Source organism: Streptomyces sp. ME19-01-6, assembly GCF_033793745.1.
Lineage (GTDB): Bacteria > Actinomycetota > Actinomycetes > Streptomycetales > Streptomycetaceae > Streptomyces.
Map to the genome: position 1 here is coordinate 1 of NZ_JARAXF010000100.1, position 1,427 is coordinate 1,427.

The 1,427-nt window shown below is 71.1% G+C and carries 2 protein-coding genes; both read right to left on the reverse strand.

The features are described from left to right. Positions 1–1,084, reverse strand: a 1,084-nt coding sequence (locus PV419_RS52775; protein WP_319701229.1) for a transposase, incomplete at its 3' end; no start/stop codon positions are given. Next, a partial coding sequence (locus PV419_RS52780; protein WP_319701230.1) for a recombinase family protein occupies positions 1,081–1,427 on the reverse strand: 347 nt, incomplete at its 5' end. The genes PV419_RS52780 and PV419_RS52775, both read right to left, overlap by 4 nt.

Genomic DNA, 1,427 nt, shown 5'->3' on the forward strand with positions numbered 1-1,427 from the left:
TGCGGTCCAGGGCGGGGTCGGCGAGCCGGGTGTAGTGGTCCATCTTGGCGTGCAGGCGCTCAAAGGTGCGGCGCAGCCGGTACTGCTTGGCCAGCACCCCTGCGGCCCGGAACTGGGCACCGGCCCCCAGCGCGGTGATCGTCCCGGTCTCGTGCAGCCGGACGGCGCCCGCGCCCAGGAGGGTGTTCAGGCCCCAGTCCACGCCGAGCGCCACCGTGTGGCCGGTGCGCTGGGCCTTGGGGACGGGGTGGGTGTAGGCGAGGTCGGCGCGGACCCTGCCGCCCGCAAGGCGCAGGGTGGGCAGGTGGATCACCGCGTTCGCCGGGATCGTCGGTGGCAGGGTGATGGGGCAGGCGACCCAGGTCCAGTCCTTGTATGCCTGCGGGTCGGGGCGGGTGGGGAGCTGGAGCCGCAGGAGTGCTCGCTGCCCGTCGTCGGAGCGTTCGATCGTGGCCTGCTGCCCGTCGCATGCGGCGAGCAGCAGCATCCTGGCGACACCGGGCGCCGGTTCCAGCTCGAACACGTCGGCCGGAAGACGGCCGTTCTTCCGCTCGAAAGAGACGATCTGGCGGGTGCGGGAGCGGATGATGCTGGACGGCAGGTGCTCGCCTCCTGGTATCGCGGCCCGCACCCGGTCCCACTCGGGCGGGGTTCGCTTTGCCGGATCAGCGGGCCACGCGGCCAGCACTCCAGCGGACAGATCGGCCCGCCACTTGGCCGACCGCAGCGCACGCCCGGCCTGCTCTTGGGCCATGCGCACGATCCGGTCGTTGACCTTCACGCCCCTGGGCGCGACGGTGGTCCAGCCCAGGCGACGCAACGCCATCCACGCGTTCGACGGCAGCTTCCGGCCCCCGGCATCCTGGCCGGAGGCCAACAAGTCCACGTCCGTGCTGTTCCAGTGCCCGGCCAGCAGCGCGCCGGTCATGTCGGCAACCAGTCCGGTGCACCAGCCGACGCGCTCGGCCACAGCGGCGGCGGTGAGGAGTTCACCGGTCTCCTCATCCACGCCTGACCGGATCAGGGCGCGGGCGCACGCGGTGCGGGAGGTCTCGCCGTCGGCCAGCGGCAGCTTCCGGCTCACACCACCCTGCCTTCACCGCTGCACTGGCCGGACTCGGCCAGCAGTCGCCTGCGGTTTTCCGCACTGCGCATCCCGTACAGGCGCCCGGCGAACGTGGTGACCAGGGAAACGAAATCCTCAAGGAGTTCATCCCGGCCACCGAGCTTCTTCGGGTGCAGCACCTCCACGGTGACGCCGTACACGGTGAACAGTCGCTTGAGCCAGCCCACTCCGAACCGGGCCAGACGGTCCTCATGCGTCACCCGCACCACGGTCACCGAACCGTCCGACACCATCGCCAGCACCCGGTTCAACCCGGGCCGGTTCTCCTTCAGGCCCGACCCGCGATCCCGGACAACCTTGA